The 23,277-nt window shown below is 76.1% G+C and carries 16 protein-coding genes; 9 read left to right on the forward strand and 7 right to left on the reverse strand.

Translation table 11 applies throughout. From position 1 onward, the window contains the following. Window positions 1–3: 3 nt before the first annotated feature. Window positions 4–1,611: an SDR family oxidoreductase gene (locus ACYX4T_RS19630; protein WP_476010954.1), complete on the reverse strand. Its 1,608-nt coding sequence runs from the start codon at window positions 1,609–1,611 to the stop codon at window positions 4–6. 306 nt (window positions 1,612–1,917) lie between these two features. Here ACYX4T_RS19630 and ACYX4T_RS19635 point away from each other — a divergent pair, with 306 nt between their 5' ends. The 3 genes from ACYX4T_RS19635 to ACYX4T_RS19645 all read left to right on the forward strand — a co-directional run bounded on the left by ACYX4T_RS19635 (window position 1,918) and on the right by ACYX4T_RS19645 (window position 4,610). Continuing rightward, window positions 1,918–2,532, forward strand: coding sequence for a hypothetical protein (locus tag ACYX4T_RS19635; RefSeq protein ID WP_476010955.1), 615 nt, complete (start codon window positions 1,918–1,920; stop codon window positions 2,530–2,532). 97 nt (window positions 2,533–2,629) lie between these two features. Further along, window positions 2,630–3,199, forward strand: coding sequence for a DoxX family protein (locus tag ACYX4T_RS19640; RefSeq protein WP_476010956.1), 570 nt, complete (start codon window positions 2,630–2,632; stop codon window positions 3,197–3,199). Window positions 3,200–3,296: 97 nt separating this feature from the next. Beyond that, window positions 3,297–4,610 (forward strand): D-arabinono-1,4-lactone oxidase, encoded by a 1,314-nt coding sequence (locus ACYX4T_RS19645; protein ID WP_476010957.1) that lies wholly within the window; start codon window positions 3,297–3,299, stop codon window positions 4,608–4,610. Here ACYX4T_RS19645 and ACYX4T_RS19650 read toward each other — a convergent pair. Beyond that, window positions 4,553–6,937, reverse strand: coding sequence for an FUSC family protein (locus ACYX4T_RS19650; protein ID WP_476010958.1), 2,385 nt, complete (start codon window positions 6,935–6,937; stop codon window positions 4,553–4,555). The two genes, ACYX4T_RS19645 and ACYX4T_RS19650, sit on opposite strands and share 58 nt — an antisense overlap. Before the next feature lie 155 nt (window positions 6,938–7,092). Here ACYX4T_RS19650 and ACYX4T_RS19655 point away from each other — a divergent pair, with 155 nt between their 5' ends. After that, window positions 7,093–8,964 carry an acyl-CoA dehydrogenase gene (locus ACYX4T_RS19655; RefSeq protein WP_476010959.1) on the forward strand — a complete coding sequence of 624 codons (1,872 nt, stop codon included), beginning with the start codon at window positions 7,093–7,095 and terminating at the stop codon, window positions 8,962–8,964. Between the two features lie 10 nt (window positions 8,965–8,974). Further along, complete coding sequence (locus ACYX4T_RS19660) at window positions 8,975–9,868, forward strand: DUF72 domain-containing protein (RefSeq protein WP_476015316.1); 894 nt, start codon at window positions 8,975–8,977, stop codon at window positions 9,866–9,868. Here ACYX4T_RS19660 and ACYX4T_RS19665 read toward each other — a convergent pair. From ACYX4T_RS19665 to ACYX4T_RS19685, 5 genes are all read right to left on the reverse strand, one after another. Further along, complete coding sequence (locus ACYX4T_RS19665; protein ID WP_476010960.1) at window positions 9,832–10,743, reverse strand: DUF1206 domain-containing protein; 912 nt, start codon at window positions 10,741–10,743, stop codon at window positions 9,832–9,834. The genes ACYX4T_RS19660 and ACYX4T_RS19665 overlap by 37 nt on opposite strands. After that, window positions 10,740–12,713 carry a VanW family protein gene (locus ACYX4T_RS19670; RefSeq protein WP_476010961.1) on the reverse strand — a complete coding sequence of 658 codons (1,974 nt, stop codon included), beginning with the start codon at window positions 12,711–12,713 and terminating at the stop codon, window positions 10,740–10,742. The genes ACYX4T_RS19665 and ACYX4T_RS19670 overlap by 4 nt, the downstream gene beginning before the upstream one ends. Beyond that, window positions 12,710–13,045, reverse strand: a complete 336-nt coding sequence (locus ACYX4T_RS19675) for a GroES family chaperonin (RefSeq protein WP_476010962.1) — start codon at window positions 13,043–13,045, stop codon at window positions 12,710–12,712. The genes ACYX4T_RS19670 and ACYX4T_RS19675 overlap by 4 nt, the downstream gene beginning before the upstream one ends. Before the next feature lie 228 nt (window positions 13,046–13,273). Continuing rightward, window positions 13,274–14,464: an AAA family ATPase gene (locus ACYX4T_RS19680; protein WP_476010963.1), complete on the reverse strand. Its 1,191-nt coding sequence runs from the start codon at window positions 14,462–14,464 to the stop codon at window positions 13,274–13,276. A 92-nt stretch (window positions 14,465–14,556) separates the two neighbouring features. Further along, window positions 14,557–16,944: an Hsp70 family protein gene (locus ACYX4T_RS19685; protein ID WP_476010964.1), complete on the reverse strand. Its 2,388-nt coding sequence runs from the start codon at window positions 16,942–16,944 to the stop codon at window positions 14,557–14,559. Window positions 16,945–17,140: 196 nt separating this feature from the next. Here ACYX4T_RS19685 and ACYX4T_RS19690 point away from each other — a divergent pair, with 196 nt between their 5' ends. From ACYX4T_RS19690 to ACYX4T_RS19705, 4 genes are all read left to right on the forward strand, one after another. Next, window positions 17,141–17,794 carry a histidine kinase gene (locus tag ACYX4T_RS19690; protein WP_476010965.1) on the forward strand — a complete coding sequence of 218 codons (654 nt, stop codon included), beginning with the start codon at window positions 17,141–17,143 and terminating at the stop codon, window positions 17,792–17,794. Beyond that, entirely contained in the window at window positions 17,785–18,450 is a 666-nt protein-coding gene (locus tag ACYX4T_RS19695; protein WP_476010966.1) for a response regulator transcription factor, read from the forward strand. The genes ACYX4T_RS19690 and ACYX4T_RS19695 overlap by 10 nt, the downstream gene beginning before the upstream one ends. A 73-nt stretch (window positions 18,451–18,523) precedes the next feature. After that, a complete protein-coding gene (locus tag ACYX4T_RS19700) occupies window positions 18,524–19,852 on the forward strand; it encodes a sensor histidine kinase (protein ID WP_476010967.1) in 1,329 nt (442 codons plus the stop codon). Between the two features lie 80 nt (window positions 19,853–19,932). Continuing rightward, on the forward strand, window positions 19,933–23,265 hold the full coding sequence (locus tag ACYX4T_RS19705; RefSeq protein ID WP_476010968.1) for a sensor histidine kinase: 3,333 nt from the start codon (window positions 19,933–19,935) through the stop codon (window positions 23,263–23,265). Window positions 23,266–23,277: the final 12 nt, after the last annotated feature.

Raw genomic sequence — 23,277 nt, forward strand, 5'->3', positions numbered from 1 at the left:
GCCTCAGGCCCCGGCGCGCACGGGCCGGGCGCGCTCGGCGTCGCGCCGGGCGCGCCGGTCCTTGAGGCGCGCGACGAGGCCGTGCGGCGGCTCCGGGTCCTCGCCCCGCTCGACGCGCTCGGCGGCGGCCACGATGCGCCGCTCCATGCCCCCGAACACGAGCACGTGGAACGGGGCGATCACCCGCCAGTACGCGTGGCCCGCGAGCCCGTGCGGGAAGAAGATCGCCCGCTGGCGGTAGGTCGAGCCCTCGTCGGTCGGGGCGACGCGGAGCTCGAGCCATGCGAGCCCGGGCGCCTTCATCTCGGCGCGCAGGCGCAGCAACCGCTCGCCCTCGGCCAGCTCGAGACCGACGGCGTCGCGGCGGTCGGTGCTGCGCTCGTCGAGGCACTCCTCGACCCGCCACCAGTCCAGCGCGTCGCCCACCTTGAGCGAGTCGGCGTCGCGGCGGCCCCGGCGCAGCCCGACGCCGCCGACGAGGCGGTCCATGACGCCACGCGCCCACCAGCCCAGCGGGAACGAGTACCAGCCGCGCTCGCCGCCGATGCCGGTGACGACGTCCCACACGTGCTCGACCGACGCCGACGACGCGCGCTCGCGGACGTCGGTGTAGACGGTCCCGCCGGCCCAGTCGGGGTCGCTCGGCAGCGGATCCGAGGGCGCGTAGCTCGCGTTCGCGCCCGACCAGCGCGTCTCGACCTGCCCGGTGCTGATGCGCTGCAGCGCGAGCTCGACGGCGCGGTGGAACCCGGTGAGCCCGCCCTCGGGCTGCGCGACGAAGCGGTCGATGTCGTGCTCCTGGGCCACCACCTCGTGGATCAGGGAGTCGATCAGCGGCACGGCGGTCGAGCGGGGCACGGGTGTCACGAGGTTGACCCAGTGCGACGACAGCCGCGGCGTCAGCACCGGCACCGGCAGCATCGTGCGCTTCGGCAGCTCGGCGACCTCGGCGAAGCCCTCCATCATCTGCAGGTAGGTCAGGACGTCCGGCCCGCCGATGTCGAAGGTGCGGTTCACCTCGGCCGGCACGGTCACCGCGCGCACCAGGTAGTGCAGGACGTCGCGGATGGCGATCGGCTGGACGCGGTGGTGCACCCACGACGGCGTGAGCATCACCGGCAGGCGCTCGGTGAGGTAGCGCAGCATCTCGAAGCTCGCCGACCCCGACCCGAGGATCACCGCCGCCTGCAGCACGACGGTCGGGACACCGGAGCGCAGGAAGATCTCGCCGACCTCGGCGCGCGAGGCGAGGTGCTCGGACAGGTCGACACCCTCGGGGTGCATGCCGCCGAGGTAGACGATGCGCGACACGCCGGCCTCGCGGGCGGCCTGCGCGCTGATCATGGCGGCGCGCCGGTCGACGGCGGCGAAGCCCTGCTCGGACAGGGAGTGCACGAGGTAGTAGAGGACGTCGGCGCCCTGGCAGGCCCGGCGCATCGACTCCTCGTCGAGCACGTCGCCCGCGACCACCTCGACCTCGGCGGCCCACGGGACGTCGCGCATCTTGCCGGGGCTGCGCACGACGCAGCGCACGTCGTGGCCCTCCGCGGCCAGGCGCGGCGCCAGCCGCCCGCCGATGTAACCCGTCGCTCCGGTGACCACGCATCGCACGTCGGCGATCGTGGCGCGAGTCGGTGCGCACCGCAGCCCGACCGCTCCCGCACGGGTCGGGAACCGGCCCCGACCGACCCCCACACGAGGCCCGAAACCCCTCGCGCCCCCTCTCGGAGTGACACACGCTCGGGGGATCCGTCGGCGTGTCGCGGGCGACGTGCCGTGTCGCGCGGATTCGGGCCCCAAGTCCTCGGACGCGCCTGCCGTTGTGGGGGCCAGACGCTCGATGTCGTTCGGCCGTTCGGCGGCCGGGCGAGGACGGGCTGATCGATCAGCAGTCGGGGAGGTCGAAGGAACGTGTGGGTGTGGCGTGACGACCTGGGGTCCGGTGGCGCGAGCGACGGGCCCGGCGGGTGGCGGCTCGATGCGTACGGGACGTGGGTGTGGGACGAGCCCTCGCCGTTGGAGCGGCCCGGGGCCGGTGTCGGCGCCCTGCGGCCGCGCGGCGAGGTGGGTCGCGAGCGGTCGGCGGGCGGTGACCGGGTCCGCGGGGATCGGGCCATGGCGCGCCTCGGGCACGCCGAGCCGACGCCGATCTTCCAGGAGCTGACCGTCGACCGGTCGCACCGTCCCGTCCGGGGGACCGTGTCGGTGCCCGAGCCGCACCCCGGCTCGGGCCCGCTGCCGGTGCAGGACCCGACGGGGCAGCGCTCTGGCCGGGGCTCGGGCCTGCGCGAGGTGCCGACGGTGCCGCCGCCCGCGCTCGACGGCTCGAGCGCCGCGAGGTTGCGCAGCGAGCGCCCGGACCTGCACGCGGTGTCGCGGGACGAGTCGCCCGAGGAGGAGCTGCGCCGCCGCGCCGAGCGCCGTCGCCGGCCCCGCTCCGCCGCCGAGGAGCGGGACGCCGCGCCCGAGGGCGGGCGCCACGCGTGGAAGCGCGAGGAGGCCCGGACGGGTCGGCACGCCCTGCGTCGCTGACGGCGCTGGCGGGTATCGAACGTCGAGTCGTCCGTGGGGCGGCCCCGGCGCTCCGGCGCCGCCGCCCAGTCCGTCGCGCCCCTGGAGGTCCGCTCTCGTGATCATCCGTCGTCTCGCCCGGCCCATGCTGGCCGCCATCTTCATCAAGGGCGGGGTCGACACCCTGCTCAACCCCGAGCCGCGCGTGCAGAAGGCCACGCCGCTGCTCGAGAAGGCGGCGCCCAGCCTGCCCGACCAGGTGCCGTCGGAGCCCGGCCAGCTCGTCCGCATCGACGCCGGGGTGAAGATCGCCGCCGGCTCGCTGCTCGCGATCAACAAGCTGCCGCGCGTGGCGTCGCTGGCCCTGGCCGCGAGCGTCATCCCCACGACCGTCGTCGGGCACCCGTTCTGGGAGAAGTCCGACCCGGTGGAGAAGACCGGCGAGCAGCAGCAGTTCCTCAAGAACGTCGCGATCCTCGGCGGGCTGATCCTGGCCGCGGTCGACACCGAGGGGAAGCCGTCGCTGGGCTGGCGCGGCCGCCGCGCCGCGCGCAAGCTCGCCGAGCGCACGAGCGACCTCACCGACCACGGTGACGGCGCGGGCGACAGGCTGCGCGCCGCGGGCGACCAGGTCCGCCGCAACGTCGTCGACGGCGTCGACGTCGCGATCGGCGCGCTGGCGTCCTGACCCCCGACGTCCCGGACCGGCGCGGGGTCCCCGGCCCGGCGCGGCGGCCCCCGCGCCGGTCCGGCCCCGAGCCCGGGATGCCCTTAGGGTGACCGCCGTGTGGACGAACTGGTCCGGAGGCCGGGAGTGCCGGCCGACCGCGACGGTGCGCCCGCTCGACGACAGCGGCGTCTCCGCCGTGGTGCGACGGGCCGCCGAGCGCGGCCAGGCCGTCCGGCCCGTCGGCGCCGGGCACTCCTTCAGCGCGCTCGCGGTCACCGACGGCGTGCACGTCGACCTGTCGGCCTTCAGCGGCATCACCGGCTCCGGTGGACGCCCGGGCCGCCCCACCGTCCGTGTCCGTGCGGGCACCACGCTCGCCCAGCTCCACGCCGAGCTCGCCGACCGCGACCTCGCCCTCGAGGCGCCGCTGGAGCTCGCCGCGCCCACGGTCGGCGGGGCGCTGGCCGTCGGCATGCACGGCAGCGGGTCCTCGCGGGGATCGCTGTCGGCCGCGGTCGTCGGCCTGCGGGTCGTCGACGGGCGGGGACGGTTGCGCGACGTCGCCGCCGCCGACCTCGACGCCGCCCGCACCTCCCTCGGTGCCCTCGGCGTGCTGCTCGAGGCCGAGCTGGCCGTGGTGCCGGCGGGCCGGGTGCGGGTGACGCGCGAGCCGCGCCCGGTGGACGAGGTGCTCGACGCGCAGTTCTGGGCCTCGCACCCCGTCGTCGAGGCGGCCGTCTTCCCCTCCGCGGGCACCGCGCTGACGCGCTGGGTGGATCCCCTTCCCGAGCACGCGCCCGACGGCGACGACGAGGAGGCCGAGACCGAGAAGGAGGAGCGCGAGCGCACCGTCGGCGTCACCGTCGCCGGCGCCACCGGGCGGACCGCGCTGGGCGGCGCGGTGGTCGTGGAGCGCGCGCTGCCCCGCCTCGTGCCCCGCTTCAACCGCGCGGTCTCGCGGCTCGCGCGCACCGTCACGGCCACCGGCCCGATGCACCGGGTCCTGTCCAGCCCGCCCGCGGTGCGCTTCGAGCAGACCGAGTGGGCGCTGCCCCGCACGACGTTCCTCGAGGGCGCCCGCGAGCTGCTCACCGCGCTGGCCGACGACGGGCTCGAGGTCGGGCTGCCGGTGCGCCTGCGCGTCGGGGCGCCGGAGTCGGGGTGGCTGCACCCCGCCCACGACCGCGCGACGGGCTGGGTGGCCGTGCGCGTCCCGCGCGGCACCGACCACGAGCCGGTCCTCGAGCGCGCCTGGCGGGTGCTGCGCGCGCACGGCGGCCGCCCGCACTGGGCGTCGCGGTCGGACTGGACCGCGGAGGACACCGCCGCGGCGTACCCGCGCCTGCCCGACTTCCGCCGGGTGCGCGACGACTACGACCCCGACCGGGTGTTCGCGACGCCGGCGCTCGACGCGGTGCTCGGCGACTGAGCGTCCTCGTCGAGGTCGTCCTCCGCCGCGCCGAGGTCGACCGCGAGCCCGACGACCGCCTGGTCGATGCGCCGCAGCAGCCGGGCGGCGGTGAGCATGGCCGCGCGCCGCTGCGGGTCGTCGACCGTGCGGGCCGCGTACCCCTCGGCGGCGTCGACGAGGTCCTCGGCCGACCGGGCGCGCACCCGCCCGCCGTCGGAGGCGCGCTGCCCGCGCACGAGGACGTCGCGCAGCCCGTCGAGGTTCGCGCGGACCCGGGCGGCGGCGGGGTCGAGCGTGGCGGCCCAGCCCGGGTCGGCGACGTGGTCGGCGGTGCGCGCGAGGGAGCGGGCGTAGACGTCGCAGACGACGAGCACCCGCAGCCCGCGCCGGTAGCTCGACCGCGCCCGGCGCCGGGAGAACCGTCCGACCAGCGGTGAGGCGCGCTGGCGCAGCGTCGCCAGGGCGTCGTCCATCGCCCGCACGCCCTCCCGCGCGGGCGGGGTCGGCCGGCGGCCCGCGAGCCGGTCGGTCGCCTCGCCGAGCACCCGGTCGATGGCGTCGACGAGGTCGCCGACCGCCTCGCCGAACGCCGCCCGCGTCCCGCGCGGGAGCACGAGGAACGCGGCGACGATGCTGGCGAGCGCCCCGATGATCGTCTCCTCGATGCGCAGCACGAGCACGTCCACGCTGAACTGCCCGATGAGCCCGTAGACCAGCGCGAGCACGGCGGTGATCCAGAAGGCGAGCATCGACGGCGAGACGCGCACCAGGTAGAGCGCGAGGAAGACGCAGACGACCAGCAGCACCAGCGACGGCAGGACCTGCCCGCCGACGAGTGCCGCGAGCCCCATCCCGGCGACGACGCCGCCGACGGTGCCGAGGATCCGGCCCCAGCCGCGCGAGAGCAGGTCGCCGCGGCTGTTGGTGCCGGCGAAGACGACGAACGCGGTGATCACGGCCCAGTACCAGCGCGACGGCGCGACGAGCTCCCCGGCGACGATCGCGAGCGTCGCCGCCACCCCGACCTGCACGGCCTGCCGCGTGCTCAGCGCGAGGCCCCGGACCTCGCGCGCGGGCTCGTCGGCGGGGCGGACGTCGTCGGTGTCGGGACGGTCGGGGTCCGGGTGGGGATCGGTCGGCGGGGACCCGTCCGTCAGTGCGTCGGGGGCCGGGCCGCTCCCGGACGGCGGGGGCGGCGGCCGCAGCGACGGCTCGACACCGTGGCCGGCGGGCCGCCGCGACGGGGCGTCGAGCTGGGCGTGGTGGATCGCGTCCGCGACGCGCCGGACGGCGAAGGCCGTGCGCTGCACCCGTTCACCGCCCGGCCGGGTGTCCGCGACGAGCCCCGCCACGGCCGCCCGGGCGTCCGCGGCCGCCTCGAGGATCGCCGCGTGGTCCTGACCCGCCGCGAGCGCGCGCTGGAGGTGGCGCAGCCCCGTGCGCAGGGCGGCGACGACGACGCGGTCCGGCGGCGGGGCGGGGTCCGGGTCGGTCGGCGGGAGGGCCAGGCGGCGCACGACCACCGAGAGCCGCTCGAGGGCGAGCTCGGCGTCGGCGATCCGCAGCGCGAGCGTGTCGTCGTCGAGCCCCGGCCAGACCCGCCCGGCCGTCGTCTGCTCGAGGGTGTCCTCGACGAGCAGCGCGACCTCCTGGAGGCGGGCGCGGGCCCGGCGGAGCGCCTCGAGGTCGCGCTCGTCCGGACCGCCGTGCCCGGCATCCGCGAGCACCGCGTCGGTGGCCCCGACCAGGGCGTGAGCCCGGGCCCGGAACGCGGTGACCATCCGGCGCAGCGTGCGGTCCGGGCGCTCGGCGAACACCACCCCGCGCAGCAGCAGCGTCGAGGCGATCCCGACGACCACCGCCGTGAGCAGCCACGGCACCTGCGCCGGCGTGACCTGCAGGAACTGGGTGAAGAAGAACGGCATGAAGCCGGCCATGCCGAGCGCGAAGCCGCGCGGGCCCCAGCGGCGCACCCACACCGCCACGACGATGACGGCGACGAACGCCACGGCCGCCGGGATCCGGTAGGGGGCGACGACCGCGCCGACGACCGTGCTCGCGGCGGCCGGCAGCACCATGAGCGTGGTGGTGACCCGCCGGCGCGGGAGGTCCGGCTCGTTGACCGCGAGGTTCGAGACCATCGCCAGGACGCCGGTGAACAGCAGGACGGTCACCGGCTCGGCGGGGTCGAGCAGCGCCCGCCCCGTGGCGGTCACCGCGACCGCCAGCACCATCGAGGCGACGGCGATCGACGCGAGGCGCAGCCGCGTGAGGCCCGGGTCCACGCCCGCGAGCCAGGTCCGCAGGTCGACCGATCCGCGCCGTGCCCCGAGCCGCCCCGTCACCGCTCCTCCGTCACCGCGGACCGTCGGCGGCGAGTCTCGCACGGAGGATCCGGTGGAGACCGACCTCGACAGGGTTACCACCGAGTAATACTCTGCGGTTACCGGCCGGTAGAGGACGTCGGCCGCACACCACGTGGTGACAGGAGCGAGGCGGGATGGGCCACTACCGGGCGAACGTCCGCGACATCGAGTTCAACCTCTTCGAGGTCTTCCGCGTGCAGGACCGGTTCGGCTCCGGTCCGTTCGCCGACGCCGACGAGGACACCGCGCGCGCCCTCCTGGGCGAGGTCGCGTCGATGGCCGAGGGACCGCTGGCGGACTCGTACGTGTCCGGCGACCGCAACCCCGTGCGGTTCGACCCCAAGACCCACACCGCCCACCTCGACGAGGGCATCAAGAAGTCGTACCGCGCCATGTGGGACGGCGAGTGGTGGCGGCTCTCGGCCGACAACGCCATCGGCGGCATGGGGGTCCCGCCGTCGGTGCAGTGGTCGGCCGGGGAGATGATCCTCGGCGCCAACGCGCCGGTCTTCATGTACATGGCCGGCCCGAACTTCGCCTCGGTCGTCTACCGCAACGGCACCGAGCAGCAGCAGCACTGGGCGCAGCTCATGGTCGACCGCGGCTGGGGCGCCACCATGGTGCTCACCGAGCCGGACGCGGGCTCCGACGTCGGCGCCGGCCGCACCAAGGCCCGCGACAACGGCGACGGCACCTGGTCGATCGAGGGCGTCAAGCGCTTCATCACCTCAGCGGACTCCGACGACCTCCACGAGAACATCATGCACCTGGTGCTCGCCCGCCCCGAGGGCGCGCGGGCCGGCACCAAGGGCCTCTCGCTCTTCCTCGTGCCGAAGTTCCACTTCGACGACCGCACCGGCGAGCTCGGCGAGCGCAACGGCGCCTTCGTCACCAACGTCGAGCACAAGATGGGCCTCAACGCCTCGGCCACCTGCGAGGTGACCTTCGGCGGCCACGGCACCCCGGCGACCGGTTGGCTCCTCGGCGACGTGCACGACGGCATCGCGCAGATGTTCCAGGTCATCGAGTACGCGCGGATGATGGTCGGCACGAAGGCCATCGGCACCCTGTCGACCGGCTACCTCAACGCGCTGGGCTACGCCAAGGAGCGCATCCAGGGCGCCGACCTCACCAAGCAGACCGACAAGACCGCCCCGCGCGTGCCGATCACCAACCACCCCGACGTGCGCCGCAGCCTCATGCTGCAGAAGGCCTACGCCGAGGGCATGCGCTCGGTGTACACCTTCACCGCGACCTACCAGGACGTCGTCCGCTTCGGCGAGGCGCCGGAGGCCGATCGGGGCGCGGTCTCCCAGGAGGAGATCACCCTGGCGGAGAAGGTCAACGACCTGCTGCTGCCCATCGTCAAGGGCGCCGGGTCGGAGCGGGCCACCGAGCAGCTCATCGGGTCGCTGCAGACCCTCGGCGGCTCGGGCTACCTGCAGGACTACCCCATCGAGCAGTACATCCGCGACGCCAAGATCGACTCGCTGTACGAGGGCACCACCGCGATCCAGGCGCAGGACTTCTTCTTCCGCAAGATCGTCCGGGACAACGGCCAGGCGCTCATGCACGTCGCCGGCCAGGTCCAGGCGTTCCTCGACGCCGGTGACATGGGTGGGGCCGGCAACGGGCGGCTCAAGGAGGAGCGCGCGCTGCTCGCGACGGCGCTCGGCGACGTCCAGGCGATGCTCGGGACCATGGTCGGCTTCCTGACCTCGTCGCAGGAGGACGTCACCAACCTCTACAAGGTCGGACAGCACGCGGTCCGCTTCCTGATGAGCATGGGCGACCTGCTCGTCGGCTGGCTGCTGCTGCGCGGCGCCGAGGTCGCGGGCGCGGCGCTCGACGCCGGCGTGACGGGCCGCGACCAGGCCTTCTACGAGGGCAAGATCGCCGTGGCGCGGTTCTTCGCCCGCTCGGTGCTGCCCGAGCTCTCCAGCCGCCGCACGATCGTCGAGGGCGCCGAGAACAGCATCATGGAGCTCGACGTCGCGGCATTCTGATGTCGTGACGATGCGGATCGGGACCTCCGGGTCGATCTACCCTCCCTGGCGGCGGGTGTTCTACCCGGAGGGCCTGGTGCAGCGTCGTGAGCTGACCTACCTCGCCGAGCGCCTCGACACCGTCGAGATCAACGGCTCGTTCTACAGCCTCCAGCGCGCCTCGAGCTACCGGACGTGGGCGGAGCGCACGCCCGACGACTTCGTGTTCGCGGTCAAGGGCGGGCGCTTCGTCACGCACCTGAAGAAGCTGCGCGGCGTCGAGGAGGGGCTGGCGAACTTCTTCGCCTCCGGCCCGCTCGCGCTCGGCGCGAAGCTCGGGCCCGTCCTGTGGCAGCTGCCGCCCCACCTCGGCTACGACGCCGAGCGCGTCGAGGACTTCCTGCGCCTGCTCCCGCACACCACCGCCGACGCGGCCGCGCTGGCGGCGGGCCACAGCGACAAGGTCCCGGAGCCGTGCACCGAGACCGACGCCGACCGCCCGCTGCGGCACGCGATGGAGGTGCGCCACCCGAGCTTCCGCGACCCCGCGTTCGTCGCCCAGCTCCGCCGGCACGGTGTCGCGCTCGTCGTCGCCGACACCGCCGGCACGTTCCCGCGCCTCGACGACGTCACGGCGGACCTCGTCTACGTCCGGCTGCACGGGGACACCGAGCTCTACGCCAGCGGCTACTCCGCGGCCGCGCTCGACGCGTGGGCCGCACGCATCCGGGCCTGGGCGGCCGACGCGGCGTCGCCGACCGGGGACACCGTCGCCCCCGACGACCCGCCGCCGCAGGCGCCGGCGGGCCGCGACGTCGTCGTCTACTTCGACAACGACGTCAAGGTCCACGCGCCCTTCGACGCGATGGCGCTGCGGGAGCGCTGCGCTCAGAGGCGGCGGGCCCAGGCCGACGCGCCGCAGTAGATCCCGTAGGAGATGAACCCCAGGGCCACGAGCAGCAGGAGCAGCGGGCCGAAGGGTTGGGCGGCCAGGGCCTTGAGGGCGGCATCGAGACCGCCGGCCCAGGCCGCGTTCGCACGCACTGCGGCGACGGCGAACAGGACCGCCATCACCGCGAACGCCACGGCGCGCAGGACGTGGCCGACGATCCCGAGCCAGTACACCGGACGGCGCAGGCTGCGCGGGAGGCGGGACCAGGCGAGGTCCTCGGCGAACGAGCCGCGGATCCCGGTCCACGCCGTGGCTCCCGCGACGACGAGCACCACGAGCGCGACGACGCCGACCAGGACGCGGCCGAAGGGCAGCGCGAGCAGGCCGGCCGTCGTCTGCTGGGGAGCGCCGCTGCTCGATCCCGACGATCCCGTGACCAGCAACTGCACCCCGATGACCGCCAGGAGGAGCACGGCGATCGCCGTGGCCCCGGACCCGATCCGTCGTTGGGTGCGCGCCCAGCCCGAGGCCCAGCGGAAGCCGGTCGCTGCCGCCACCCCCTGCCAGATGCCGAACGCGACCAGGCCGACGACGATCACGATGATGAGGGCGAAGCCGAACGGCTCGGCGGCGAGCGTGGACAGGGCACCCTGCTGATCCGCCTGGCCACCCCCACCACCGCTGCGCGCGATCCGGACGGCGATCACGCCGATCAGGAGGTGGACGAGGCCGTACCCCGCGAGGCCGACGCGCCCGAGGATCTCGACCGCCTTGTGCGGGGCCTCCCCCTCCCCGTCGGCTCCGGCCGCGTCCTCGACACGGTGCCGGGCGCGGGCGGCGATGTCGCCGTGGTCGCCCCCGGCTCGGGAAGCGCTGGTGGGGCGGGAGGACCCCGGGGAGGAGCTCATCCGTTGCAGGTGACGGTCGGCTGGGGTTCGTAGCGCACGGTGCGTGGTTCCCGGCGGACCTCGCCGGTACGCACGTCACGCAGGACCCGCGTGTCGGTGATCGTGAAGCCCTCGGAGCCCTGGGAGGCGTTGCACTCCGGGTTGGCGCCGAGGTCGCGCACGTCGGGCGGCGTGAGGTTGGTGCGCGGCCCCGGCTCCGAGGTCACGTCGTAGCGCTTGATGCCGTACAGCTGCACCGTGACCGACGACGGGGTCCACTGCGTGCGGATGTAGACCGGGGTGGGCCCGTCGTTGCCGAGCTTGAGGTCGATCGAGCCCTCGAAGACGGTGGCCTCGCGCCCCGCGGGGTAGCGGCTGATGTAGTAGCTGTGCTCCTGGTGCGCGACGTCGTCGAGGCCGGCGAAGTAGCCCGCGTTGTAGAGCGTCGTCGCGAACTGGGAGACGCCGCCGCCGACGCCGCGTCCCGGGGCACCGTCGTCGATGATCCCGGCGGGCACGAAGCCGTTGGCCTCGTTGCGGGGGGTCGTGGCCTCGTTGAGGCTGAACACCGAGTTCGGCGCGATGACCTTGCCGTTGACGATCTCGGCGATGCGGCGGATGTTCTGGCCCGAGTCGGGCTTGAAGCCGCGCGTGGTGAACTCGCCGATGATCTCGGCGGGCCCGAGGGCCTGCAGGGACTCGGTGGTGACGCGCGGCTGGGTGGTCGTGTAGACGGCGTTGATCGCGCGCCCGGTCGGGGGTGGCGGGGAGGCCGGCTCGGCGCCCGGCGCCGTGGGCGGCGGGGTGAACACGGGCGGGGCCTCGCCGTCGGGACGCCCGAGCGCCTCGACGACGCCGCTGAACGTCCGCGGCCAGTCGATCTCGCGGCCGACAACGGCGGGCACGACCTGGGCGGTCGTGCCGGTGAACGCGAGCGTCGCGTCCTTCGGCTCGGCCTCGGTGGTCGAGAGCTGCGGCTCGACCGCGGCGATGGCCGCCTGCTCGTCGATGCCCGGGGTGAGGCCACCCTGGCCGTCGGGGGTGAACCGGACGAACGAGGTGATGGCGCGCGTGGTCACCGTGGCGTTCTTCGCGTCGCCGACCACCGTGAGCGGGCCGGCGACGGCCGGTCGGGCGAACCCGTCGATGGCGCGCTGGATGCCCTCGGGGGTCACCGTCACCGGCGTCTCGGTGACCGGCAGCGCCACGGGCGCCGGGTCGAGCCAGTGGTCGATGACGGCCTGGCCCGCCGTGGCGCCGTCGACGACCGAGCCCGGCACCGACGGGACGGCGACCGGCTCGAGGCCCTCGTAGCGGACGGTGCCCTCGGCGGCGGGGCGGTCGAGCTGCGGGCGGACGCCGTCGAGCGCCTGCCCGAGCGCGAAGCCGTTGACCCGCGAGACCGGGGCGACGTCGCGGGTGTCGAACAGCGAGGTCAGCCGGGTCCACGGGTTGAAGGGCTGCTCGCCGGCGCGGGCGATGGTGCCCTCGACGTCGAGCTCGAGACCCGCGGCGCGCGGGTCGAGGGTGGCGCTGCTCGAGCCGGCCTGCAGGGCGACGGGCTCGGCGGCGCGGCCGGCGAGCTGCGTGCGCAGGGCCTCCTCGGCCTCGGGCTTGCTCATGCCGCCGATCTCGACTCCGGCGACGGTCACCCCGCGGGGCACGTCGGTGGAGGAGAGGAGCAGGTCGCCGACGTAGAGCACGGCGAGCAGGCCGAGCACGGCCGCGCCGATGAGCACCGGGCGGCGGCGTCCGCCGCCGGACCTCGACTCGTGGGCCCCCCGACCGGGGGGTGTCCCGTTCCCGTCGGTCACCGGGATCCACGCGGTGCGCTCGGGGTCGGTCGGCGCGACCGGCTCGGCCGGCCCGGTCGTTTCCTCCCCCATCGCACGGGTGGGCTCCTCGAGCGCGCCCGACGTCTCGTCGTCCCGGACCGCCCCGTCGCCCTCGACGGTGGTCTCCTCGGGCGTCCGCCCCCCGGATGAGCTCACAGGTACAGCCCCGTCCCGCTCGAACTTCTCGTCGACTCGGTGGTCGCGCTCGCGACCGCGTGCAGGTCGCGCTCGCGGAGCACGACGAAGGAGCGCCCGGAGACGTCGACCTCGAAGTGGTCGTCCTGGCCGTAGAGCACCCGGTCGCCCACCGCGACGCTGCGGACGTGATGGCCCGTGCCGTAGACCTCGCCCCACACCAGGCGCTTCGCGGGCTGGGCGGTCGCCGGGATCACGATGCCCCCGCTGCTGCGCCGCTCACCCTCGCCCTGGACGGGGGCGACCATCACGCGGTCGTGGAGCATCTGGATCTCCAGTCTGGGATCCGACACGCCGGGATCGTACGGGGAGGCCCGGACGGGGCGTGGCGCAGGGCCGGGTGACCTCACCCGGACCTGACGAACGGCTCACGGGCCGGAGGGGCCCGGAACGTGGAACGCCCCGTGGCCCTGCCAGGTCGGGGGTCCGGCAGCGCCACGGGGCTCGCCGGGGTTGTCGGACGCCCCCCGGGTCGGCGTTACCGCACGCCGCGCAGTTCACTCGAACGGGGTAGTGGTGGCTCAGTCACGGCCCAGCAGGAAGCGCCCGAAGTGCGGGACGGTGAACGCGATCCAGCCGCGCTCGGCGGAGAACACCAGGCCCTTGCGCAGCAGGCTGTCGCGCGCCGGCGAGAGGGACGACGGCTTGCGCTCGAGGTGCTTGGCCAGCGCGGACGTCGGCACGGGCTCGTCGCGCCCCTCGGCGAGCTCCGCCATGCCCTGCAGGTACTCCCGCTCGGCGGGCGTCGCGCGCTCGTAGCGGGAGCCGAAGAACCCCACGGCCAGCTCCGCGCCCGCCTCCGGCGCGGCCATGCGCACGTCGTCGGCGTCGATCGGGCTCTGCACCGCCGCGTCCCAGGCCGCCTTGCCGTAGGCCTGCACGAAGTAGGGGTAGCCGCCCGAGACCTCGTAGAGGGCGTCGAGGGCGGCGGGCGTGAGCTCGGCGTCCTCGCGCTTGGCGGGCACGGTGAGCGCGAGGTCGGCGTCGGCGCGGTCGAGCTGGCCGATGTTCGCGTAGCGGAAGAGCCGCTCGGAGTAGGACTTCGACGCCGAGAGCACCGCGGGCAGGTGCGGCAGCCCGGCGCCGACGACGACGAGCGGCGCGCCGGACTGCGAGAGCTCGTGGCAGGCGGCGCAGAGCGCGGACACGTCGTCGACGCGCAGGTCCTGCATCTCGTCGATGAGCAGCGCGATGCCGACCCCGACGTCGGCGGCGAGCTCCGCGCACACCCCGAAGAGCTCGACGAGGTCGATCTCGATGTCGCCGGAGTCGGCGCGGCCGGGACGTACCGGCGCGTCGATGCCCGGCTGCCAGCGGTCCTTGATCTTGGCGTCGGACGGCGTGGCCTTGAGCGCGAACGCCTTGAGCACGCCGAGGGTCTCCTCCACGCGGTCGGGCGCGCGGTGGTGGACCGCGAGGTCGCGCACGGCGCGGTGCAGCGCCGCGGACAGCGGCCGGCGCAGGTCGGCGTCCGGGCGGGCCTCGAGCTTGCCGGCGCCCCAGCCCGCCCGTACCGCCATCGAGCGCAGCTCGCCGAGCAGCACCGTCTTGCCCACCCCGCGCAGCCCGGTGAGCACGAGGCTGCGCTCGGGGCGCCCGCGCGCCACCCGTTCCAGGACGACGTCGAAGGCGTCGACCTCGCGGTCACGCCCGGCCAGCTCGGGCGGGCGCTGGCCCGCGCCGGGGGCGTACGGGTTGCGGACGGGGTCCATGCCCACCTCCGAGGAGCGGTTCCTCGGAGCGTATGGGCCTCTCTAGCGCCGCCCCGATACCTCGCGAGAAACCGCGATCGGCGTGTCGCGGCTCAGGTCAGGTCGAGCACCGCGAGCACGCCGCCCTGGATCGTCGACACGTAGCCGGTGCGCCCGTCCGGCGTGACGGCGATGCTGCTCGGGCCGGGCGGGGTCGGCAGGGTCGCCGTGACCGCCATCGTGCCGGCGTCGATCACCGAGACGGTGTTGCTGCGGTTGTCGACGGCGTAGGCGAACCGGCCGTCGGCCGCCCATGTGATCTCCTGTGGCTTCCGGCCCACGGGGATCCGCGCGACGACCGTGTTCGTGGTGGTGTCGATCATCGTGACGTCGTCACTGTCGTAGTTGACCCCGGCCACGAGCGGGCGGGTCGGGTGGACCGCGACGCTGTGCGGGCTGGTGCCCACCGGGACCTCGGCGAGGACCGCGGAGGTGGCGGTGTCGAGCACCGAGACGACGTTCGACTCGTGGTTGGCGGTGTAGGCCCGGGTGCCGTCGCGCGAGAACTCCACCCAGTGCGGGTTCGGTGCGACCGGCACGTCGCGGACCAGCGTGTTCGACGCGGTGTCGATGACCGAGACCGAGCCGGAGTCGTGGTTCGGGACCCACAGCCGCGACCCGTCGGGGGTCACCGCCGCGGCGAACGGCCGGGTGCGGACGGGGATGGTGGCGACGACCTGGTTGGTGGTGGTGTCCAGCACCGAGACCGCGGCGACGGTGCGGGCGTCGTCGAAGACGCTGACGTAGACCCGCCGGCCGTCCGGGGCGAAGGTGACGTACTGCGGAGGCCCCGAGGTGATCGGGACGGTGGCGGTCACCGCGTTCACCGAGGTGTCGACGACGGTGACCACGCCGGCCGCCCGGTTGGCGACGTAGACCAGCCGACCGTTCGGCGAGACCTGCGCGTAGCCGGGCGTGGTGCCGACCGGGATCGGCGTGCCGAGGGTGGGGATCGGGACGCTCGGCACGATCCGGGTCGGCACCGGGGCCTCGGCGGCCTCCGACTGCGGGGTGCCGCCCCCGAGCAGCCGGAACCCGGCGACCGCGACGCCCACGAGCACCGCGACGACCAGCACGCCGGCGAGGAGGGCGAGGGCTCGGCGCCGGTCGCCGCCGCGGCCCGGGGAGTCCGGCGTGCCGGAGCGCGGTTGTGGCGGGGTCCCGGCACCGGGTCCGCCCCCGCTGCCGCGGCCCGCGGGCACGGCGATCGGGCCGGTCGGGTTCTCGTCGACCGCGGGCTCGCGTGCCGGGCCTCCGGCGTCGCGCCCGGTCCCGGTGGTCGTGGTGCCGCCGGGCGACCGGGTGATCGTGGTGGTGGCGCCCTCGTGCGTCGGTGCGGCCGCCGGTACGGGCCGGGCGGGCGGGGCGCTCCGGGCGGGCCCGGCGGTCCGGGCGGCGGCGAGGGTCGCGGCGCCCAGGGCGACGGCGTACTTGGGGTGGGTGTCGACGAGCGTCGGGCGCCCGATCTCCGCCGCCACCATCTCCGCGACCAGCGGGATCCGCGACGACCCGCCGACGAGAAGGACCGCGCTGAGCTCCGCGGGGTCGACGCGGGCCGAACGCAGGGTGCGGGTCAGCGCGCCGACCGTCGACTCGAGCGGCGCGCGGATCCTGTCCTCGAACTCGGCGCGGGTGATCGTCACGTCGAAGTGGCGCCCGGGCAGGAAGACGGGCACGACGGTCTCGGTGTCGACCGAGAGCGCCTCCTTGGCCAGCACGCAGTCCTGGCGCAGGCGGGCGAGGGCCACCGAGGTCTGGGTGTCGCGATGGTCGAGGTCGCCGAGCGCACCGCCGGAGACGTGGTCGACGTGGGCGAGGACGGCCTCGTCGAAGTCGACGCCGCCGAGGCGCTCGATGCCCTCCGGCGAGCCGAGGATGTCGACGCCGCCGTCGCGGGCGCGCAGGACGGTGGCGTCGAAGGTGCCGCCGCCGAGGTCGTAGACGGCGAGGACCTCGCCGTCGCGCAGCTCGTGCGAGGAGGCGTAGTGCGCGGCGGCGGCGACGGGCTCGGTGACGGTCGGCGGGTCCTCCAGCCCCGCGAGCGACGGCACCTCCTCGAACAGGCCGCGCCGGAAGGGGCCCCAGTTGGCGGGGTGGGTGAGCAGCACGCGGTCGGGCTTGCCGCCCTCGGTGTCGGTGACCTTGGTGAGGACGTCGCGCAGCAGCGCCGCGAGCAGCGTCGTGACCGGCTGCGACGTGCCGCCGAGCATCACCGGCGTGGGGTCGCCGAGGCGTCGCTTGACCTCGCGGCCGAGCCGGTCGGGGTCGCTGACCGCGCGACGGGCGGCGGCGTCGCCGGTGATCAGCGACCCGTCCTCGCGCAGGTAGACCAGGGCGGGGGTGGCCACCGACCGGTCGCCCAGGCTGAACATCTCGACCGTGTCCCGGGCGATCGCGGCCGCGACGAAGGTCGTCCCGATGTCCACCCCGAGGCTGTACACGGGTCCCTCCTCCCGCCGCTGCTACGGATCGTAACGACGCTCGCCGGAAAAGCCGAGGCCGTTGCGCCGAAGGATCAGCGCGCAGCCCGGTCCGGTCGCGGACGGTCGTCGGGGCGGCAGGACAAGGGGGTAGACCCCACCTCGCTCTCGGGTGGGCACCCCTCACGCGCGGTGCCGGGCACGACACGCTGGCCTCATGGCACCGGACCCGCTCCCCACGGTCCTCCCCGGCGGCGCCGACGACGCCTGGCACCAGCGCATGCGGCTGGAGCGCGAGCTGCACGACGGGCCCGCGCTGCGACTCTCGGCGCTCGCCCTGCGCCTGGGCCTCATGAGCCACCGCTGCGCGGACCCCGCGCTCGCCGAGGGCATCGGCGAGGTCCAGGACGAGCTGCACGCCGTCCTCGAGGACCTGCGCAACCTCGCCGGCAAGCTCTACCCGCCCCTGCTCGACGAGGCGGGTCTCGGGCCGGCGCTGCGCCAGGTCGCCGAGCACGCCGACGCCCCGGTCGCCATCGTCGACTCGCAGGAGCGCTTCGGCGCGGCCCTCGAAGGCGCGGCGTACTTCGCGCTCGCCGAGTGCCTCGCCGCGCTGCCCGTCGGGGCGCCGGCGGTGGAGGTGGCGATCAGCCGTGAGGGCGACGAGCTGGTCCTCGCGGTGACCGGCGTCGAGCCCGCCGCCACCGGGCGCCTGCAGGAGACCGCGCGATCGCTCGGCGGGCGGACTGACGTCGGCTCCGGGGGCTCCGGGGGCTCCGGGGGCTCCGGGGGCTCCGGGGGCTCCGGGGGCTCCGCGGGCCCCGAGGGCTCCGAGGGCTCCGCGGTGACGGCGAGGATCCCGTGCGCGTAGCCCTGGCCGAGGACGGCGCCCTCTTCCGCGAGGGCCTGCAGATGCTGCTCGAGGCCGCGGGCCACGAGATCGTGGGCTCGGTGGCCGACGGCGACGCGATCGTCCGGCTGCTCGCCACCGAACCCGTGGACGTCGCCATCCTCGACATCCGGATGCCGCCCGAGCCCGACGGCGGGCTGACCGCCGCCGAGCGCCTCCGCGCGCTGCACCCCGACATGGGGCTGCTCTTCCTCTCGCACTACGCCGAGTCGCACTACCTCATGCGCATCCTCGGCATCGGCACCGAGCGCGTCGGCTACCGGCTCAAGGAGAAGGTCGGCAGCGTCGACGTGCTGTCCGACACGCTGGCCCGGATCGACAGCGGCGAGATCGTCATCGAGCCGGTGCTGGCGAAACGGCTGGTCGAGAAGCCGCAGGGCGACCGGAAGGGCCTCATCGCGGCGCTGTCGGAGCGCGAGGTCGACGTGCTGCGGCTGATGGCCGAGGGCCGCTCGAACAACGGCATCGCCGGGCAGCTGTTCGTGACGGCGAAGGCCGTCGAGAAGCACATCGCGAGCATCTTCGACAAGCTCGGCCTGCAGGCCGACACGGCGGCCCACCACCGGCGCGTGCTGGCGGTCCTGACCTACCTGCGCGCGCAGCGCGAGGAGGGCTGAGGACCGCCCGCGGGGCGCCGAGCCCTTGACCCACCTCCCGGGCGCCCTAGCCTCACGCCGGGGGAGGGGCGCGATGGACGCGACGGCGAGCACGGTCGGTGCCGCGCCCGGCCGCGCCCACCTCGCCCGGCCGCTGATCACCGCCGGGGTCGTGGTCGTCGCCCTCGGGGCCGTGGTCGCCGCGGCGGCGCTGCTGCTGCCGCCCGGCCCGGCCACGGTGTGGGCGCCGTTCCTCGGGGCGGCGGTGGCGGTCGCCGTCCTGCGGCTCGGGGGCCCGGCGCTCGAGCGTCTCGCCGCCCGCGTCGACCCCCGGCCCGTGTCGCCCTACGCCGCCCTCGCCGCGGCCGGCGCGCGCCGCGGCGAGGAGTCGCTGGAGGCGGCCCTCGCGGGGCTCGCCCAGGTGCTCGCCGACGGCACCCGGGCACGGCGGGCCGCGATCTGGCTCGCCTCCGACGACGGGCTCGCGCCGGTCCCGGGGCCCGGCGCCGACCGCACGGACCTGGTCCCCGACCTCGCCGCCCTGCTCGCCCGCCCCGAGGTCGACCACGCCGTGCCCGTGCGCACCGGCGACGTGCTGCGCGCGGTGCTCGTCCTCGAGAAGCCGGGGCAGGCGATCACCCCGGCCGACCGTCGCCTCGTGCGCGACGTCGCCGCCGGCGCGGGCCTGCTCGTGCGTGGCGCGCACCTCAACGCCCGGCTCGCGGCGCGGGTCGCGCGCGCCGACGACCTCGCCCGCGAGCTCACCGAGTCCCGCCGGCGCCTGACCCGGGCCCGTGACGCCGAACGCCGGCGCCTCGTCACCGAGCTCGCGCACCTCACGACCGACCGCCTCGAGGCGCTGCGCGGGGCGCTCGACGAGGCCCGCGTCGCGCTCGACGCCGACGACGCCGACACCGCGGGGCCGGCGCTGGCCCGCGCGCTCGAGGGCCTCGAGGACCTCATCGACCGCTTCCGCGTCGTCGTGCGCGGCGTGTACCCGACGGTGCTGGCCGCGCAGGGGCCCGTCGGCGCGCTCGAGGAGATGGCCGCCGACCTGCCCCGGGCCACCTCGATCGTCGGGCGGCTGCCCGAGCGCCTCGCGTGGGAGGTGGAGTCGGGGCTCTACTACGTCGCCGCGGCCGCGCTCGACCACCTCGCGGAGCGCGCCGGCGAGGGCCCGGTGGAGGCGGTGCTGACCCACGAGGACGGCCTGCTGGCGGTGCAGGTGGGCGCGGTCGACGACGGCGGCGAGGAGGGGGTCGACGAGCTGCGCGCCGCGGTGTCCGAGGACGCCGACCGCCTCGCCGCCCTCGGGGGCCGGCTCCACGTGGAACGTGACCACGGCCGCCTGCGCCTCGTCGCGTCCGTCCCCGACGCGCTGGAGCCGGTGGTCGAGCCCGCGGTCGTCGGGAGCCGGTCGTGACCGCGACGGCCGCGCCAGCCGGAGCCACGGCGGCACCCGCGCGGAGCGGCGGGCCTCGACCCGGCACGCTCGGGTGGGCGGTGCTCCTGGGCCTGACCTCGCTGTTCGCGCTGGTGTGGCTGGGCCTCGGCGCGGTCGTCGCGCTCGCCCCCGTCGTCCCCGGTCTCGCCGACCCGGCCGCCGCGCCGGGGAACTGGGCCCGGGCGGTCGCCGACGCCACCGCGCGCAGCGAGCCCGGCGGGCAGGCCGTCGTCGACTACGCCCTGAGCCTCGCCGCGATCGTCCTCGCCGTCGCGCTGCTGCGCAGCGCCCCGCGCTGGTGGGTCGCGCGCTGGCTGGTGGTGGCCCTGGTCGGGTCGGCGGGGGCGTTCAACCTGCAGGCCCACGCCGCGGCGGCCGCGGCGCGCGAGGCGGTCGGGATCGAGATCGGCGGCGTGCACCAGGTCGTCCTGCACGGCGTCGCCTGCCTGGCCTACGTCGTCGCGCTCCTCCTGCACCCCACGGGGCGGCCGGGCGTCGACGCGGGGACGGCGAGCGGGCGCCTCGTGGTCGCGGGCGGCAGCGCGCTGCTGCTCGTGGTCGGCGTCGGGACGGCGCTGCTGCCCCACACGGTGAGCTGCGTGCTGTTCTTCGGCGCGGTCGTGCCCGGGGCGGGCCTGCTCGCGCTCACCCACCGGCAGCGCTCGGGCCGGCTCGGGACCGAGCAGCGCACGCAGGTCCGGCTCGTCGTCAGCGTCCTGCTCGCCGCGGCGGTGACGACGGCCGTGCTCGGGGTGATGACCGCGGTCCTGCTGGTGCTCGGGCGTGGCGGGCTCGAGCTGGTCGACCCCACCGCGCACGGCGCCGACGCCCCCACCGGTCCCCTGTTCTGGAGCTCGCGGGTCGCCTTGGTCGCGATCGCCGTCGCGGTGCTGATCGCCGCCGACCGTGCCCGGCTCTGGTCGGCGGAGCGGCGCTTCGGGCGCGGCCTGGCGCTCGCGCTGCTGGTCGTCCTCGCGGGCGGCACGGTCGCGGTGGCCCAGGCCGCCCTCGCCGGCACCGTCGGCGAGGCGGCCGGGCTGGTGCTCGCGGTCGTCGTCGGGGCGGCGCTGTTCCCGGTGCTCTCGGCGCGGATCGAGCGGGTCGTCGACCAGCTGCTCTACGGCCGGCGACCCACCCCGTACAGCGCCCTCGCCGGCATCGTCGCGCTCACCGGCCCGGGCGACGAGGAGGGCCCCGACGTCGCGGCGATCGCCGAGGCCGTCGGCGTCGGGCTCGGCGCGCGCTGGTGCCGGCTGACCGTCGTCCGCCCCGGCCTGCGCGACCGCACCTACCGCTGGGCCGCGCCGGGCTCGGAGGGCGAGGGCACGGGCGAGGACACGGACGAGGGCACGGACGAGGGGCTCGAGGTGACGGTCCGCCACGGCGACGAGCGGATCGGCACGCTCGCCGTCGACCGCGGGGCGGGCGCGGGCCTCGACGCCGAGCGCCGGCGGCTGCTCGCCGACGTCGCCGACAGCCTCACCCCGATGCTGGAGGCCGGCCGGCTCGGCATCGACCTCGAGCGCCAGCTGCGCGCCGCCGTCTCCCACGCCGAGCAGATCGCCGCCTCGCGCCGCCAGGTCGTCGCCGAGATGGACCACGAGCGGCGCACCATCGAGCGCGACCTGCACGACGGCGCCCAGCACCACCTCGTGTCGCTGCGGCTGGGCCTCGGCCTCGTCGAGCACCACCTGCGTGCGGGACGCCTCGAGACGGCGCGCGAGCGGCTCGCCGACGCCCTCGAGCGGGTCGCGACGACGGAGGCGACGCTCGCCGAGACCGCCACCGGGGTGTCCTCGCTCGTGCTGTCCGAGCGGGGCGTCGTGGCCGCGCTGACCGCCGATCTACTCGGCGCCGAGCCCCCGGTCCGCCTGACCTCGGAGCTCGCCGACGACCGGCGCTTCGCCCCCGAGGTCGAGACGGCCGTCTACTTCTGCTGCCTGGAGGCGGTGAACAACGCTCGCAAGCACGCGCCGGGGGCGGCGGTGACGGTGTGGGTCGGCGAGGCGGAGGGCGTGCTGCGGTTCCAGGTCACCGACGACGGCCCCGGCTTCGACCCCGCGACGTCGGCCGGCGCGGGCGCGGGGCTGCGGAACCTGCGCACCCGCCTGCGGCGCGTCGCCGGCACGATCAGCCTCCACGCGTCACCCGGGCGGGGCACCACGGTCGAGGGGCGCGTACCGGTGGCGCCGGCCGACCGGTCCGCGGCCGAGGAGCCGGTGCCGGCGCCGGAGCCCGAGCCGCCGGTCGAGGACGGGACCCCGGCGCTCGGCCCCTCGCTCCTGGACTCCCGCACCCTGACGCTGACGGGCTTCACCCTGGACGCCGTCCCGGCGCCGGCGGTCTCCGCCACCGCGACCACGACGGCGTACCGGCTGCCCGACGAGGTGCCGGACGCCGAGCCGGCCGTCGAGGAGCCGGCCGTCGAGGAGACCGCGGCCGGGGAGCCGGCCGCCGGGGAGCCGGCCGTCGGGGAGCCGGCCGTCGAGGAGCCGGCGGCCGGGGAGCCGGACCCGACGGCTCCCGCGCCGACGCTGCCGCGGCCCCGCCGGGAGCCGGTCACCGCGCTCACGCCGCCGGCGGCGGTCCCCGCCCCCCGCGAGCCCCCGCGCGCGGCGCCGCCCGGTCCCCCGTCGGCGGGGCAGGTCCTGCTCGACCGGGTCCGGGAGGTCCTCGACGAGGCCCGCGGCGTGTGGCCCGCGACGACACCGCCGGGCGCGCGGGTCGCGGAGATCCGGGCCCGGCTGGAGGGCCCGCTGCGCCTGACCGTCCGGTCCAGCGCCGGGTTGGCCCCGGGCGTGACGTTGCGGGCGATGATCGGCGACCACCTCGCGCGCGGGGCGGTCGTCGTCGACGACGACCGGCCCGACGGGATCGTCGTGCTCACCGGGGCGGGGTCGGTGCCGCGCCCACCCCTGCCCCACGCGCTCGTGCCCGCGGGGTCGCTGGGGTGGTCGGCGGCGGCGGTCGAGCGCCGCCTCGTGCTGCGCTCGGAGGTCCTGCGGACCCGCACCGCCGTCGAGGCCCTCGAGCTCCTGCTGCGCGAGGTCCCGGGCGACCTGCGCACCGACCGTCTGCGCCACCGGCTGGAGGGTCTGCGGGCCGGGACCCACGCGCTGGTCGAGATCGAGCTCCTCGCCCGCCCGCCCCGCCTGGCGCCCGCCGACGGGGAGCGGGCGGAGCGCCTCTGGGGCGCCGACGGCGACGCGCCCCACCGGCGCCTCGGGCTGCCGTCGACCGCCGACCCGGCCGCCCTGCGCGAGGCCGTCGCCGCCGAGCGGCGGCACTGGCAGCTCCGCCTCGCCCACCCCGGCGCGACCCGCGACCTGCGCATCGCCGCCGGGGCCGTCCTGCGCACCTGCGACGAGGTCCGACGCCGGCTCGGGCGCTGAGTGGGGTTTGCC

Source organism: Actinomycetospora sp. ABD4_176 (assembly GCF_056311855.1).